Origin of the sequence: Pseudalkalibacillus berkeleyi (assembly GCF_021608225.1) — a bacterium.
GTDB classification, from domain to species: Bacteria; Bacillota; Bacilli; order Bacillales; family Fictibacillaceae; genus Pseudalkalibacillus; species Pseudalkalibacillus berkeleyi.
Map to the genome: position 1 here is coordinate 898,876 of NZ_JAKIJS010000001.1, position 16,173 is coordinate 915,048.

General features: G+C 39.9%; 12 protein-coding genes. 11 read left to right on the forward strand and 1 reads right to left on the reverse strand.

The annotated features are described in order from the left end of the window. Positions 1-24: 24 nt before the first annotated feature. Genes L2716_RS04785 through L2716_RS04825 form a run of 9 tightly spaced genes read left to right on the forward strand, consistent with a single transcriptional unit; the run spans position 25 to position 10,196 of the window. Positions 25-939, forward strand: a complete 915-nt coding sequence (locus L2716_RS04785) for an aspartate carbamoyltransferase catalytic subunit (protein WP_236332297.1) — start codon at positions 25-27, stop codon at positions 937-939. Continuing rightward, positions 923-2,206, forward strand: a complete 1,284-nt coding sequence (locus L2716_RS04790; RefSeq protein WP_236332299.1) for a dihydroorotase — start codon at positions 923-925, stop codon at positions 2,204-2,206. The genes L2716_RS04785 and L2716_RS04790 overlap by 17 nt, the downstream gene beginning before the upstream one ends. Beyond that, entirely contained in the window at positions 2,206-3,306 is a 1,101-nt protein-coding gene (locus L2716_RS04795) for a carbamoyl phosphate synthase small subunit (RefSeq protein WP_236337797.1), read from the forward strand. Before L2716_RS04790 ends, L2716_RS04795 begins: the two co-directional genes overlap by 1 nt. Further along, positions 3,291-6,500 (forward strand): carbamoyl-phosphate synthase large subunit, encoded by a 3,210-nt coding sequence (gene carB, locus L2716_RS04800; protein WP_236332301.1) that lies wholly within the window; start codon positions 3,291-3,293, stop codon positions 6,498-6,500. The genes L2716_RS04795 and carB overlap by 16 nt, the downstream gene beginning before the upstream one ends. An 11-nt stretch (positions 6,501-6,511) precedes the next feature. Beyond that, positions 6,512-7,273 (forward strand): dihydroorotate dehydrogenase electron transfer subunit, encoded by a 762-nt coding sequence (locus tag L2716_RS04805; protein ID WP_236337798.1) that lies wholly within the window; start codon positions 6,512-6,514, stop codon positions 7,271-7,273. Further along, positions 7,270-8,208, forward strand: coding sequence for a dihydroorotate dehydrogenase (locus L2716_RS04810; RefSeq protein ID WP_236332303.1), 939 nt, complete (start codon positions 7,270-7,272; stop codon positions 8,206-8,208). The genes L2716_RS04805 and L2716_RS04810 overlap by 4 nt, the downstream gene beginning before the upstream one ends. Beyond that, on the forward strand, positions 8,181-8,903 hold the full coding sequence (gene pyrF, locus L2716_RS04815) for an orotidine-5'-phosphate decarboxylase (RefSeq protein ID WP_236332305.1): 723 nt from the start codon (positions 8,181-8,183) through the stop codon (positions 8,901-8,903). Before L2716_RS04810 ends, pyrF begins: the two co-directional genes overlap by 28 nt. Beyond that, positions 8,884-9,519: an orotate phosphoribosyltransferase gene (pyrE, locus tag L2716_RS04820; protein ID WP_236332306.1), complete on the forward strand. Its 636-nt coding sequence runs from the start codon at positions 8,884-8,886 to the stop codon at positions 9,517-9,519. Before pyrF ends, pyrE begins: the two co-directional genes overlap by 20 nt. A 29-nt stretch (positions 9,520-9,548) precedes the next feature. Further along, positions 9,549-10,196 (forward strand): class I SAM-dependent methyltransferase, encoded by a 648-nt coding sequence (locus L2716_RS04825; protein WP_236337799.1) that lies wholly within the window; start codon positions 9,549-9,551, stop codon positions 10,194-10,196. A 276-nt stretch (positions 10,197-10,472) separates the two neighbouring features. On the opposite strand, the gene L2716_RS04830 is transcribed toward L2716_RS04825, so the two are convergent. Beyond that, complete coding sequence (locus L2716_RS04830; protein WP_236332308.1) at positions 10,473-12,182, reverse strand: Rqc2 family fibronectin-binding protein; 1,710 nt, start codon at positions 12,180-12,182, stop codon at positions 10,473-10,475. 206 nt (positions 12,183-12,388) lie between these two features. On the opposite strand from L2716_RS04830, the gene L2716_RS04835 reads away from it, so the two are divergent. Next, the gene (locus tag L2716_RS04835; RefSeq protein WP_236332310.1) at positions 12,389-15,085 is read left to right on the forward strand and encodes a calcium-translocating P-type ATPase, SERCA-type; all 2,697 of its coding nucleotides are present in this window, start codon (positions 12,389-12,391) and stop codon (positions 15,083-15,085) included. A gap of 161 nt (positions 15,086-15,246) precedes the next feature. Then, positions 15,247-16,128: a YicC/YloC family endoribonuclease gene (locus L2716_RS04840; protein ID WP_236332312.1), complete on the forward strand. Its 882-nt coding sequence runs from the start codon at positions 15,247-15,249 to the stop codon at positions 16,126-16,128. Positions 16,129-16,173 lie beyond the last annotated feature (45 nt).

Consider the following 16,173-nt stretch of genomic DNA (forward strand, 5'->3'; position numbering starts at 1 on the left):
AAATCTTGTTTAAGGAGGGTCATAATGAACCATTTACTGACGATCGATACACTTGAGCCTGAACTCGTCGATCACCTATTACAACGCGCGCAACATGTTATCGATGACAACTTCAACTTTCCAGTACCGAAAGAGAAACGTTTCGTAGCCAACCTTTTCTACGAACCGAGTACGAGAACGAAATTTAGCTTTGAGATTGCAGAAAAACGACTTGGACTACACGTTCTAAATTTCGAAGCAGAAGGGTCCAGTGTACAAAAAGGCGAGAGTTTGTACGACACCGTTAGAACACTTGAGGCAATAGGAGCAAATGTAGTTGTCATCCGACATAATCAAGATCAGTATTTCAACGAATTAAAGGGGATTGGCATTCCAATTCTAAATGCAGGAGATGGATGTGGAAATCACCCAACCCAGTCACTGTTAGACCTTCTTACGATTAGACAAGAATTTATTGTCCTCCAAGGTTTAACTGTAGCAATCATAGGTGACGTTCGTCATAGTCGTGTTGCTAGATCAAACGCAAGTTTACTTAGGAAAATGGGTGCAAATGTTTTGTTTTCAGGCCCGGAGCAGTGGATGGATGATGAAATGGAAAACGGTTATTATGTCCCAATAGATACAGCTGTTAAAGAAGCGGATGTCGTTATGATGCTTCGTATACAACATGAAAGACACCGTAATGGGATGGACCTAATGAAAGAGGAATATCATCAGCGATATGGTCTAACCGTAGAACGGGAAAAGATGATGAAATCTCAGAGCATTATCCTTCACCCCGCTCCCGTTAATCGAGGAGTTGAAATTGCTTCTGAACTAGTTGAAAGTGATCGATCTAGGATTTTTAAACAAATGAACAATGGTGTCGCAGTCCGAATGGCGGTTCTAAATTGGTCGCTACAATTTGAGGAGGTAGGTAGCAATGGGATTATTACTTAAGAATGCTCAATTATGTAATCAAATGGAAGGACCTTTGAAAGATGTATTGATTCAAGATTCGAGAATTGCTGAGATTGGATCCAACATCGATATGAAAGATTATGAAGTGATTGACTTGGAAGGTAATCTATTAGCACCAGGCTTTGTTGATTTACATGTCCACTTAAGAGAACCAGGTGGCGAGCATAAAGAAACCATTGAAACTGGTACCCAAGCCGCAGCCAAAGGTGGTTTTACAACAATTGCTGCAATGCCAAACACCCGACCAGTTCCCGACGATGTCGACACTATGCGGAATTTACAAAAACGAATTAAAGAGTCGGCTTGCACGAGAGTATTACCATATGCCGCAATTACGACAAGACAAATTGGTGAAGAGCTTGTAGACATGAAAGGGTTGAAAGAGGAAGGGGCTTTTGCATTTACGGATGATGGCGTCGGTGTCCAAAATGCAGATACGATGTTAAAGGCGATGCAAAAGGCTGCATGTTTAGACATGGCGATTGTCGCGCATTGTGAGGAGAATACACTTATTCATAAGGGATGTGTCCATGAAGGTGCTTATTCAAAGGCACAAGGCTTAAGCGGTATACCTTCAGTTTGTGAGAGTGTTCAGATCGCTAGAGATGTTTTACTAGCTGAAGCGACTGGTGTACATTATCATGTCTGTCATATTAGTACAAAGGAATCTGTAAGAGTTGTGCGTGATGCGAAGAAAGCGGGCATACATGTTACCGCCGAAGTAACTCCGCATCATTTATTATTATGTGAAGATGACATCATTGATCGATCGTCTAATTTCAAAATGAACCCACCACTTAGAAGTAAAGATGACCGAGTTGCACTCATTGAAGGGCTGATAGATGGAACCATCGATTTTATAGCGACAGATCACGCCCCTCATACAGAAGAGGAAAAAGGGGTTGGCATTGAAAGAGCTCCTTTCGGAATTGTTGGGTTAGAGACTGCTTTTCCACTTTTATATACGTACCTCGTCAAACCCGGTATATGTGAGCTGACTTTCCTTATAGACCGCATGACCTCAAGGCCATCTGAATGCTTTAATCTACCGTACGGAAAAATTGAAAAAGGCGCACCAGCAGACCTTGTCGTGATAGACCTTGAACATGAGAAGCCGGTCCAACCAAAGCATTTTATGTCTAAAGGACGCAATACACCTTTTGAAGATCGTATTTGCAACGGCTGGCCCACGTTAACACTTGTTGCAGGAAAAGTAGCCTATAAGAATGGGAGTGTATTTGCATGATGAAAAGACAGCTGATTCTAGAGGACGGAAGTATATTTGAGGGAACTGCAATCGGTAGTATGCGTGATACCAGAGGGGAAGTTGTTTTTACAACAGGGATGACTGGATACCAAGAGACATTATCTGACCCATCATACTGTGATCAAATTATTACATTCACTTATCCGCTAATAGGTAATTATGGGATTAACCACGAAGACTTTGAATCTATTGAACCAGCTTTAGCAGGTATTATCGTCAGTGAGGCGACAAGTGAACCGAGCCACTGGCAATCTAATAGTACGATTGACGAATTGTTGCGTGTAAAAGACATCCCTGGATTATCAGGTATAGATACGAGAGCCCTTACTAGGAAGATCAGAACACATGGAACGTTGAAAGGGATGATGTGTTCCCTGGATGTAAATATAGACGAAGTCATTGAAGAATTAAATCGCACTTCGCTACCTACTAATCAAGTGCACAAGGTTTCTACCACGACTCCATACACACTACCAGGGAGAGGAAAACGTGTTGTACTCGTAGATTTTGGTGCGAAACGAGGAATTCTAAGAGAACTCATTGAGAGAGGGTGTAACGTTACAGTTGTACCTTATCATATTAGCTCGGAAGAAATCCTCCGTTTACAACCTGATGGAGTTATGTTGAGCAATGGACCTGGAGACCCTACTGATGTTCCAGAAGCGATTCATATGGTTGAAGATATTCTTGGGAAAGTACCGATCTTCGGGATCTGCCTAGGTCATCAGTTGCTTGGTCTAGCATGTGGGGCAAGTACCGTTAAAATGAAATTCGGACATAGAGGTGTCAATCATCCGGTAAAGGATTTAGAAACAGAGAAAGTGATGATTACTTCACAAAATCACGGTTATACGGTTGAACCAAATGGACTTGAAGCGCTCGGGTTGAAAGTAACTCATACAGCCATTAATGATGGAACCATAGAAGGATACCGCCATAAAGAATATCCTGCATTTAGTGTTCAATTTCACCCGGAAGCTTCACCTGGACCAACTGATTCCAACGATTTGTTTGAACAATTCATGATGCTCATGTCTACTTCTAAGAAAGCGGGGAATGTGTTATGCCAAAACGTTTAGATATCCATAAAATACTAGTTATCGGGTCTGGTCCGATTGTCATTGGGCAAGCTGCTGAGTTTGATTATGCAGGAACACAAGCCTGTCAAGCATTGAAAGAGGAAGGATATGAGGTCATACTCGTCAATTCTAACCCTGCAACCATCATGACGGACACAACAATGGCTGATAAAGTATACATTGAACCATTGACGGTAGAGTTCGTTAGTCGAATCATCCGTAAAGAAAAACCAGATGGCGTTCTTGCCACTTTAGGTGGACAGACTGGTTTGAATTTGGCAGTGGAATTGTCTGAAGCGGGTGTTCTAGAAGAACATGGAGTTGAGCTCTTAGGTACCAATTTAAATTCTATACAAAAAGCCGAAGATAGAGACTTATTTAGAACATTAATGAATGAGTTGAATGAACCTATACCTGAAAGTGAAATCATAAGGTCACAGGGTGAAGCCAATGAATTTGTAAAGAAAATAGGTTTTCCAGTTATTATAAGACCTGCGTACACACTTGGCGGTACAGGTGGGGGCATTGCTCATAATCAAACAGAACTGAAGGAATACATTTCAAGCGGTTTAAAATACAGTCCTGTATCTCAAGTTTTGTTAGAAAAAAGCATCGCGGGTTATAAAGAAATTGAATATGAAGTGATGAGAGATGGTAAAGACGGGGCAATCGTCGTTTGTAACATGGAAAATATTGATCCTGTAGGTGTTCATACAGGAGATTCATTTGTTGTCGCGCCAAGTCAAACGCTCTCAGACCGGGAATATCAACTACTTAGAAATGCAAGTTTGAAAATTATTCGTGCGTTGGAGATTGAGGGTGGATGTAATGTTCAACTTGCTATTGACCCGGAAAGTTCCAATTACTATATCATTGAAGTCAACCCAAGAGTAAGTCGTTCTTCAGCACTTGCTTCTAAAGCAACTGGGTACCCTATTGCGAAGTTAGCTGCGAAAATTTCAGTTGGCTACACGTTAGATGAACTGAAAAATCCGGTTACAGGTAGAACATATGCATCATTTGAACCTGCACTCGACTATGTCGTCACGAAAATACCTAGATGGCCATTTGATAAATTTGAGGCAGCGAACCGAACGCTTGGTACTCAAATGAAAGCGACTGGCGAAGTTATGGCGATTGGGCGTAACTTTGAGGAGTCATTACTAAAGGCCGTTCGCTCCCTTGAAACCGATCTCTCTCATTTACAATGCACTGAAGAGGTAAAGAAAGGAGATAACTGGGAGTCTACACTGAAAACAACCGATGACCAACGCTTATTCAATGTAACAGAAGCTATAAGGTCAGGCGTTCCAATCTCTGACATATATGAATGGACGAAAATTGACCACTTCTTTTTAAATAAATTGAAGTATATTACGGAGGTTGAACAGAAACTTGTTTCAAAACCGTTTGACCTAGACATCTTAAAAGAAGCTAAAGTCCGTGGTTTCTCTGACACTGTAATTGCTGAATTATGGAACGTGAAAGAGATAGAAGTTTACCAATATCGAGAACAACAAAACATTTTCCCGGTCTATAAAATGGTAGACACATGTGCAGCGGAATTTGATTCTGAAACACCATATTATTACGGCACATATGGACAAGAAAATGAAGTTGTGGATAGTAAGAAAGAAAGTGTACTTGTACTTGGATCAGGTCCAATAAGAATTGGACAAGGGATTGAATTTGATTATGCAACGGTTCATACTGTCTGGGCGATTCAAGAAGCAGGGTATGAAGCGATTATTATTAACAATAACCCTGAAACGGTATCTACCGACTTCAGCACATCAGACAAATTATACTTCGAACCATTAACGATCGAGGATGTCATGCACGTTGTTCGCCAAGAAAATCCAATGGGGGTTGTCGTTCAATTCGGAGGGCAAACAGCAATCAACTTAGCATCTGAATTAAGTGCTAGAGGTGTGAAGATTCTCGGAACAAGTTTAGAGGATATGGATCGTGCGGAGGATCGTGATAAATTTGAACAAACATTACACACGCTCGGCATTCCTCAACCACCAGGGAAAACCGCTACTTCAGTAGAGGGAGCCATTAAAATAGCGAACGAAATTGGCTATCCTGTCTTAGTACGACCCTCTTATGTACTTGGTGGTCGAGCGATGGAAATTGTCTATCAAGAACAAGAATTGCTTCAATATATGAAGAATGCTGTGAAAATCAATCCGGAGCATCCCGTTTTAATTGACCAGTATTTATTTGGAAAAGAAATCGAAGTGGATGCAATATCAGACGGTGAAACAGTATATATCCCAGGTATCATGGAGCATATCGAAAGAGCAGGGGTACATTCTGGTGATTCCATTGCTGTATATCCACCTCAATCCATTACTGAGCATATGAAAAATCAAATTATTGATTGCACGACAAAGTTAGCAAAAGGATTGAAAATAGTAGGCTTACTTAATATCCAATATGTGATTTGTAAAGATGAATTGTATGTTTTGGAAGTGAATCCTAGATCAAGTAGAACCGTTCCATTCCTAAGTAAAATTACTGGCGTCCCAATGGCAAACATTGCAACAAAAGTGATTTTAGGTGAAGGGTTAAAGAACCTAGGATATGATTCAGGATACCACCCAGAACCACAAGATGTGTTCGTAAAAGTCCCTGTCTTCTCGTTTGCAAAATTACGTCGTGTGGACATTACACTAGGTCCTGAAATGAAATCTACAGGTGAAGTTATGGGAAGAGATCGGACGTTAGAGAAAGCACTTTATAAAGGGTTGATTGCTTCAGGAATGAAAATTCCTACCTTCGGCTCAGTATTATTTACGATTGCAGACAAGGATAAAGAGGAAGGCTTGACTTTAGTACAAAGATTCTATGACATTGGTTATCAAATTCTAGCAACAGAAGGGACAGCAAAATTCATTGCTGAAAACAATATACCAGTAACTGTAGTAAACAAAATTCAAGAAGGCAGCCCTAGCCTATTAGATCGAATTCAACAAGGTGAGGTGCAATTTGTAGTCAATACATTGACGAAAGGAAAGCAGCCTGCAAGAGATGGATTCAGAATTCGTAGAGAAGCGGTAGAGAATGGAGCCGTGTGCTTGACTTCATTCGATACGGTCAAAGCTTTGTTGAATGTAATCGAATCAATGACATTCTCTGCTAACGAAATGCCTTCTTTTGAAAAGAAGAAGGTAGGTGTCCTTACTTGAAGAAAGAACGGATGACTATTGTCCACAATAGACAGATTGCTAATCAAATTTTTGAGATGACATTCACAGGAGAATTGGTTTCGAAGATGACAGAACCAGGGCAATTTCTCCATATTCGGGTAGGGGATCAGGTTATCCCCCTCCTTAGGAGACCAATAAGTATATGTGATGTGGACCTTGAAGAGAAAAGATGTACAATACTCTACCGAGCTGAAGGGGAAGGTACAAAGCTATTATCAAACAAAAGGGTTGGTGACAGCCTGGATGTACTCGGCCCTCTAGGCAATGGTTTTCCATTACATTCGGTAGTAGAAGGGGAAACTGCGATATTAATAGGGGGTGGCATAGGGATCCCCCCTCTCTATTATCTTTCCAAACAACTTGTTCAGCGAAATGTTCGTGTGAAACATATACTCGGGTTCGCTACTCGTAAAGATGCATTCTATGTCAATAAATTTGAACAACTTGGTGAAACAGCAGTAACGACCATTGATGGTTCATTAGGTTATCAAGGCTTTGTTACTGATTACGTTAATCATGAAAATCCAGCTTTTGATGTACTATTTACTTGTGGTCCGACACAGATGATGAAAGCAATTGAAGAACAAATGAATCCAAACCGTGGTTATTACTCATTTGAAGAACGAATGGGTTGTGGGATCGGCGCATGTTTCGCTTGTGTCTGTCCGGTTAAGAATGATTCCACTGGTCATGAATACAGGAAAGTGTGTTCAGATGGACCAGTATTTCCACAAGGGGTGATTCAGCTATGAGTAAACTAGCCATCCAGTTACCTGGACTATCCATGAAAAATCCAATCATGCCTGCTTCGGGATGTTTTGGGTTTGGTAGAGAATTTGCCGATTTATACAACCTTAACCAGTTAGGGGCAATTGCTATAAAAGCTACAACCGAGGAAATGAGATTTGGGAACCCGACTCCACGTGTCGCTGAAACACCAGGAGGTATGCTAAATGCAATTGGACTACAAAACCCTGGCTTAGAAAATGTTATTAATAAAGAATTACCCTTTCTATCAGAATATGATGTGCCGATCTTAGCAAATATTGCGGGGACAAAGACTGAAGATTATGTAAGAGTAGCAGAACAAGTATCTAAAGCTCCAAATGTGACTGCCATCGAGTTGAATATATCTTGTCCAAATGTAAAAGAAGGCGGTATTTCATTTGGCACGGATCCAAACATTGCTGCTGCCTTAACAAAAGCTGTTAAAGAAGCCTCTGAAGTCCCTGTTTATGTCAAACTATCACCGAATGTATCAGATATCACTGAGATAGCTGTAGCAGTGGAGCAAGCAGGTGCAGATGGATTATCGATGATCAATACTTTGTTAGGGATGAGAATTGACTTAAAGTCGGAAAAACCGGTAATTGCCAACCGTACTGGTGGTTTGTCAGGACCTGCAATTAAACCTGTAGCGATTCGCATGATTTATGAAGTAAGTCAGCGCGTATCTATACCGATTATTGGAATGGGTGGGATCCATTCCGCAGAAGATGTGCTGGAATATTTCTTAGCTGGTGCTAGTGCAGTTGCAGTAGGCACCGCTAATTTTGTTAATCCATACGTTTGTCCAGAGATCATTGAGGAGCTACATGAAATCATGTCTGAGAAACGGATCGATCACATTAGCGATTTGATCGGAAGGAGCTGGAAATCTTGCTACAGCCCATCATTATCGCGCTAGATTTTTCATCTAAAGAGGAAGTGAACCGGTTCCTTTCTTCTTTTCGTGGCGAGGAATTGTTCGTTAAAGTTGGAATGGAATTATTCTATCAAGAAGGTCCCGATCTCCTTCGAATGCTTAAAGATCATGGACATCATATATTTTTGGATCTGAAGCTTCATGATATACCGACAACCGTTTATAAAGCGATGAAAGGCTTAGCTAAATTAGAAGTAGATTTAGTTAATGTTCATGCGATGGGTGGGGTAGAGATGATGAAGCGTTCAATAGAAGGTCTTGAAGAAGGATCACTTCACAATCGCCCCAAATGTATCGCTGTGACGCAATTAACGAGTAGCACGACTGCGTTCATCAACAGTGAGCTATCTATTCAAGGAACTGTTGAACAATCTGTGACTAAACTAGCATCTCAAGCAGAAATAGCTAGATTGGACGGAGTCGTTTGTTCGCCTCTTGAAGTACCACTCGTAAGAAGGAATTGTCGCGAATCATTCTTGACGATTACACCAGGAATACGTACGGAGAGAGATCGGTTAGATGATCAGAAGCGGGTAACCACACCTTTAGAAGCAAAAAAACTAGGGAGCAATTTCATTGTTGTAGGTAGATCGATAACAAAAGCAAAAGATCCATTTCAAACCTACCAATTCATAAAAGAGGAATGGGGGACTTCTTATGAAACGACAAGTCGCTAAATATTTACTTGATATTGAAGCGGTGACATTAAATCCTGATGCACCGTTCACGTGGTCATCAGGCTTGAGATCACCTATATATTGTGATAATCGTTTGATTATCTCACACCCTGAGATCAGATCCAGAATTGCAGACTACTTTGTTCAGATAATCCGCTCTAATTATGCGGAAGTGGATGTCATTGCAGGTACAGCTACTGCAGGGATTCCTCATGCAGCACTTGTCGCAGAACGGATGAACCTACCTATGGTCTATGTTCGCTCAAAACCTAAAAGCCACGGAACAGGGTCTCAGATTGAAGGGAAAATAAACAAAGGGGACAAGGTAGTCATCATTGAAGATTTGATTTCTACAGCAGGAAGCGCTCTAACGGCTATGAAAGCTTTAAATGAAGCTGAAGCTAGTGTGCTAGGATGTGCTGCAATTTTCACTTATGAATTGCAAAAAGGTAAAGAAGCAATCAAAAATGCTCAAATGGACGTGCAAACCATTACAGATTTTAGTACATTAATACATGTAGCCGTCAATGAAAAGAAAGTTTCTGAAGAATCAGTAGAGCATTTGCATGTTTGGTGTAATGATCCAGAATCTTGGTCGAGAGCGGTTGCGAAATAAAGTTTCTGGAGTGAATAGACTTGAGAAAAATGAACGGAGAAGAATTTGATCAGCTTGTATCCTTTTTTGATAGCATGGCTAGAACGAGCTGGTTAACTTCAATCCATAATCGTTTGAAGGAACAATCTGGTAGCTGGAAAGGTGCACAAGTACTTGATATTGGGTGTGGTACGGGCCGTTTACTGCTTAAAGGAGTAGAAGAGGCGGAGCATTTGACTGGCGTAGACCTGTCATCAGAAATGATCAAAGCGAGCAAACAGAACTTCTTTCTACATAATCGAGCTAATAAATCTAGCTTTCTATTAGCAGATGCATATGATTTACCGTTTAAAGATGCGAGCTTCGATGTAAGCTTATCAACATGTGTCATGTTTTTATTACCAGAACCTGAGATCGGATTAAAGGAAATGGTTCGTGTAACAAAGACTGGTGGCACGATTACGATGTTAAACCCTAGTGTGAACATGAATCAACAGAATGCTTTTATGTACAGTAAAGAGCATGATATCAAAGGATTTGAGCAAACTGCACTTCTGAAATGGTCAAATGTCTCCACTAGAAGACATCGTTATTCTAAAGAACAATTAACAGATATATTAAAGGGTTTAGGTGCAAGTAGTGTTTCTCATGAAGAGGTTCTAGGTGGCCTAGCTATGATAACGACAGCAGTCATCTAAATGAAAAAGGATGATCGTCTACCAGTAGATTAGGTAACGATCATCCTCTTTTATTTTTAGAAGTTATTGATTATAACATGTTTACAATAAAGCTAATAACAACAATTGCTCCAATAATCATTAAGATGGTACGAATCATAATAAAACTTCCTTTCTGAGATCGGGTTTTGAATTTCACTTATCGTTTATCTTAAAAGTATAATTCACTTAATAGCGGAAATTTAAACCTATTCGTCAATGATTTCCTTCCACGATATCAGTCAAGGTGAAAAAGTATTACTTATGACGCAGGTTATAGACTAGATTCTCATCGGGTGTAATATGGACGGTTTTCTGATTGTCATACGTTACAAAACCAGGTTTCGCACCACTTGGCTTTTTAACATGTTTGACATGTGTGTAGTCCACAGGAACAGAACTCGAATGCTTAGCCTTACTGAAGTAGGCTGCTATATTCGCTGCTTCCATAATGGTCGTTTCATCTGGTTCACTATTTCTGATGACGACATGTGATCCTGGAATATCTTTCGTATGAAGCCATATGTCATACGCATTTGCGAATTTGTTTGTTAAGTAATCATTTTGTTTGTTATTTTTCCCTACCCAGATCTCTACATTGGAAGAAGAAAGATATTTTTCAATGGATGGTTTGTCATTCTTCTTTCGCTTACGTACGTTTTTGCGTTTCTTCAAATAATGTCCTTCTTCAAGTTCTTCTCTTATTTCTTCTACATCACTTGCTGATGCTGATTCTAGTTGTTGTAGTAGAGATTCAAGGTATCGAATTTCATCATCGGTCTCTTTCAACTGTTGTTGAATATATTGAATTGAATTCTTAAGTTTGTTGTACTTCTTGAAGTAATGCTGTGCATTTTCAGAAGGCGTTTTTTGAGTATCCAATGGTACGGTAATTAAAGGTGCTTCTTCCTCATAAAAGTTTTGAACCTCAGCCTTATTCATTCCCCTGTCTAATTGATAAATATTTGCAGTAATCAATTCTCCGTAAAGCTTGAATTGATCAGCTTTTTCCGAATTTGATAATGTTGATCTCAGCTTCGGAATCTTATGTTGGTTCTTCTTCAATTCATTTCGTAAAAACTTTTCTAGATCTGATGCTCTTTGCTTCACCCTATCTCTTTCGGCTTTTCCAAAATAAAAACGATCTAACATTGTGCTGACACTTGTAAACTCTGATCTTTCACCTTTAATGTGAGTGAGCTCCACAACCGAAAAATATTCTTTCGTTTCAGTTAAGATCATTTGAGGCTTATAAACATGCTCATTCACGTTATTCATTAGTTCTACAAAAGATCGTGACAAGGACTGGCGATCACCAAGTTTTGTTCGAGCGATGATTTCGTTTGCGACAAGCGGTGCAATCCCTTCAAACTGTTGAACAATTTGTTTATCGATCTTTCCAGAATTGAAATCTAGCTTTCTAATAAACGTTTCTTCATCTGTTTCAAGTGGATTTAGTTTATCCTGTTCAGGTGGAAACATATATGTGCTACCAGGCAGCATTGTACGGTAGCGATTTTGGGATGGTGGAATATGTTTGACACAATCAAGTATTTGATTTGTGTCTGCGTCAATAACAGTAATATTACTATGTCTTCCCATAATTTCGATAATAAGGCGCTTATGAGTAATATCGCCAATTTCGTTTCGTGCAGCAACATGGAAGATAATCATCCGTTCCATGCCGGGTTGTTCAATTTGGTCAATAACGCCTCCTTCTAGATGCTTCCTTAACAGCATGCAAAACATAGGCGGGACTTTTGGATTTTCATATTGTTGTTCGGTCAAATGTACCCTCGGATAACTGGCGTTCGCTGAGAGCAGGATTTTGTGGCTCTTTCCTTTAGAACGAACTACAAGGATGAGTTCAGTAGGGAAGGGTTGATAAATTTTTGTGATTTTTCCTTGAGCGACCTGCTCTTTTAATTCGTGTGTGATCGCTCTTGTCATAATTCCGTCAAAAGACATATTAGGTTCACTCCAATGGTTGATTTATAGAGCTAAGATTGCGCATTATCGTGCAAAACTCTAATTTTATCGTGCAAAGCCAATATTATATCAAACATCCTAGTTTGTAAGTGGTGAATCATAAATATCCGTTCCATTATAGCATTTTTTGGGACAATCCTGAATATAGATGGCTTGTATAAGAAGGTTTAAAACGGGGTGGAAGGATGAAATGGTACACTTTCTCGGCAAACGAGTTGGAGAATGAGCTTCAGACAAATTTAAGTACGGGTCTAACAGAAAAGCAGGCTAAGAAGCGATTGAACGATTATGGTCCCAATGAACTTCAGCAAGAAGAACGGTTGTCACCGATCATCGTTTTCTTATCCCAGTTTAAAGATTTCATGGTGCTCGTGTTATTAGTGGCTACATTAATTTCAGGTATTCTTGGGGAGTACATGGATGCCATTGCGATTATGCTTATCGTATTTGTGAATGGTATTTTGGGGTATGTCCAAGAACGAAAAGCAGAGCGATCCTTGCATGCATTGAAACAATTATCCAGTCCAAAAGTACAGGTCTTGCGGCAAGGTGAATGGAACACCATACTTTCTAAAGAGGTTGTACCTGGCGATATGATCAGATTTTCAGCTGGTGACCGGATCGGAGCAGATATCCGTCTTATTGAATCGAAGTCGCTATCTGTAGAGGAATCAGCATTAACCGGAGAATCCATTCCTTCACAAAAAAATGCACACACCTCATTACAAGGTGATCAATCATTAGGTGACCAGGAAAACATGTGCTTCATGGGGACGATGGTGACGAGTGGTCGAGGTGTTGGTATTGTTGTGTCGACTGGTATGAACACCGAAATGGGTAAGATCGCTCATCTGCTAACGAGTGAAGAAGGACTACAAACCCCTTTACAAAAAAGACTCGAACAACTTGGTAAAATTTTAATACTCGTTGCGTTAGCATTGACTGCACTCGTCGTCGTGGTGGGGGTTCTACAAGGACAAGACTTATATACAATGTTTCTAGCTGGAGTCTCACTTGCAGTAGCGGCGATTCCAGAAGGGTTACCAGCCATCGTTACCATTGCACTTGCACTCGGTGTACAGAAGATGATTAGAAGAAGAGCGATTGTAAGAAAGCTTCCTTCCGTGGAAACATTAGGCTGTGCCACCGTCATATGCTCAGACAAAACGGGCACGCTTACACAGAATAAAATGACGGTTACTGAAATGTGGAGTGGAGGGAAGTCTTGGAAGGTTTCGGGGACTGGTTTCGATCTAACAGGTGACTTCACAACGAATAACCAATTGATTGATGTTGAACAATCTCCTGCACTTAAACAACTACTCACATTTGGAGTACTTTGTAATAATGCGTCTATTAGCAGGTCTACAAACGACATTCAGGGTGACCCTACCGAAGTTGCCTTGTTGATAGCAGGTTTGAAAGCAGGTCTTAGTAAAGAAAGTTTAACTCAAACTTATGAGATCATTGAAGAATTTCCCTTTGACTCGGAAAGAAAAATGATGAGTGTATTGGTGAAAACGAGTGATCATCAAAGATACATTGTTACGAAAGGTGCACCTGATGTTATTCTATCGAGAAGTGAACGGATCTTATGGAACGACAGAAGTTCTATTATGGATGACCATCGGAAGAGGGATGTCCATCATACAATTGAAAATATGGGAAATAAAGCGCTTCGGACAATTGCAGTCGGTTACCGTGCTTTAAAGAATGGAGAACAAGTATCAACGGCATTTGAAGCAGAAACAAATCTGACACTTATAGGCTTACAAGGTATGATTGATCCACCGAGACCTGAGGCAATTGAATCCATTCAGGATTGCCAACAGGCAGGCATTAAGACTGTAATGATTACAGGAGATCATATTGTAACTGCCAGAGCGATTGCGCAACAATTAAACATGTTACCTGATCATGGGAAGGTCTTAGAGGGTAATGAACTTGCTGCGATGTCTGTAGAAGAGCTTGAAAGCGTTGTGGATGAGGTATATGTGTTTGCGAGAGTTTCTCCAGAGCATAAATTGAAAATTGTTAAAGCGTTGCAGAACAATGGTCACATTGTTGCTATGACCGGTGATGGGGTAAATGATGCACCCGCAATCAAGGCTGCAAATATTGGGATTTCAATGGGGAAATCAGGGACAGATGTTGCAAGGGAAGCGTCTTCATTAATATTGTCAGATGATAACTTTGCTACAATTCGTTCAGCGATTGAGGAAGGAAGAAACATTTACGAAAATATCCGGAAATTTATTCGATATCTCCTTGCATCTAATGTTGGGGAGATACTGGTTATGTTATTTGCGATGCTGATGTCATTACCATTACCACTAGTCCCAATACAAATTCTTTGGGTTAATTTGGTGACAGATGGTTTACCAGCAATGGCTCTTGGCATCGACAGTGCCGAAGAAGATGTGATGAAACGCTCTCCTAGGGGGACGACCGAAGGTGTTTTTTCAAGAGGTTTAGGATGGAAAATCATTAGTAGAGGTTTTCTAATAGGCGTTGTTACCATAATTGCATTTGCAATTGCTTATTACGAAAATCCTGAAAACCTTGTTCGCGCACAAACGATTGCATTCTCAACTTTGGTTATGGCACAACTTATCCATGTATTTGATTGTAGGAGCGAGAAATCAGTATTTCACAGGAATCCATTTGGCAACATTTATCTCGTGTTAGCTGTATTGTCATCAATTGCGTTATTAATCGTTGTCATTTATTATCCGCCGTTACAGCCTATCTTCCACACAATTAGTTTGAATGTACGAGAATGGATGCTCGTTATTGGTATGGCAGGTCTACCAACCTTTGCCTTAGCTGGTTCACATATATTCAATCAAACGAAACAAGCTAAGTATAAGTTTACAAAGTAAATAAAGTGTCTCGTGGTCGGCCAATCCCCAAAGTATTAATTGTGGGGATTGGTCTTTTTGTTGGAGGAATTATCTTCATTTTGTATTCTCTTTCTCTATTTCTTTCATATTCTTGTTCACTGATGTAAAATTGTATAGAATAGTACAATGGAAGTGATAACGTGATAAAGAGCATGACGGGATTTGGAAGAGCAGTTAATGAAAATGAGCACTATTCGATCACAACAGAGATTAGGTCAGTTAATCACAGATTTTCTGAGGTGCATGTCCGCCTACCAAGGCAACTTTCAATTATTGAAGATAAAGTAAAACGATGTGTGAATGAATACATAAATCGTGGTAAAGTAGATGTTTGGATTAGTGTCGATGGTGAAAGAGGGATCGAAAGGGAACTAAGAGTAGACTGGAACTTGTTAGATCAATACATATCTGCCCAGGGGAAATTACACAATCGGTATGGTGTGAAAGAGTCTATCCCTTATAATCAAATGCTAACTTTACCAGATATCGTCACTATTCAAGAGAAAGATCATGTTTCCGATTCATTCGCTAAACAAGTTTTGGATTGTGTTACTCAAGCGACAAACAAACTCTGTCAGATGAGAGAAGAGGAAGGGAAGCATCTCCATGCTGACCTCCAGAATAAACTGAAATTTGTAGCGGAAATTCTAGATGATATTGAAAACCATGCACCAGAAGTTCAAAACGTATATAAAGAACGCCTTTATAAACGTATGAAAGAAATGACCGATGCCTACGTGGATGTTGATGAATCCCGTATATTATCTGAAATTGCTTTGTTTGCTGACAAAAGTAATATTGAAGAAGAATTGATTAGATTAAAAAGCCATGTGAATCAGTTTCATGATATATTGAGGGAGAATGGTACAGTTGGTAGGAAGTTGGATTTTCTTGTACAGGAGATGAATCGAGAAAGCAACACAATTGGTTCGAAAGCGAATGACTATTCAATAAGTAAGAATGTTGTACAATTAAAGAGTGAGATAGAGAAGCTTAAGGAACAAGTACAAAACATTGAATAACAACACTACTTAATGATTGTAAGCTTTGAAACTTGGATACGCTAG

Coding starts and splice junctions, on each gene's coding strand:
- L2716_RS04810 (WP_236332303.1), top strand. CDS start 7,270: ATGAGTAAACTAGCCATCCAGTTACCTGGACTATCCATGAAAAATCCA.
- L2716_RS04790 (WP_236332299.1), top strand. CDS start 923: ATGGGATTATTACTTAAGAATGCTCAATTATGTAATCAAATGGAAGGA.
- L2716_RS04785 (WP_236332297.1), top strand. CDS start 25: ATGAACCATTTACTGACGATCGATACACTTGAGCCTGAACTCGTCGAT.
- carB (WP_236332301.1), top strand. CDS start 3,291: ATGCCAAAACGTTTAGATATCCATAAAATACTAGTTATCGGGTCTGGT.
- L2716_RS04805 (WP_236337798.1), top strand. CDS start 6,512: ATGACTATTGTCCACAATAGACAGATTGCTAATCAAATTTTTGAGATG.
- L2716_RS04795 (WP_236337797.1), top strand. CDS start 2,206: ATGAAAAGACAGCTGATTCTAGAGGACGGAAGTATATTTGAGGGAACT.
- L2716_RS04825 (WP_236337799.1), top strand. CDS start 9,549: ATGAACGGAGAAGAATTTGATCAGCTTGTATCCTTTTTTGATAGCATG.
- pyrE (WP_236332306.1), top strand. CDS start 8,884: ATGAAACGACAAGTCGCTAAATATTTACTTGATATTGAAGCGGTGACA.
- L2716_RS04830 (WP_236332308.1), bottom strand. CDS start 12,182: ATGTCTTTTGACGGAATTATGACAAGAGCGATCACACACGAATTAAAA.
- L2716_RS04835 (WP_236332310.1), top strand. CDS start 12,389: ATGAAATGGTACACTTTCTCGGCAAACGAGTTGGAGAATGAGCTTCAG.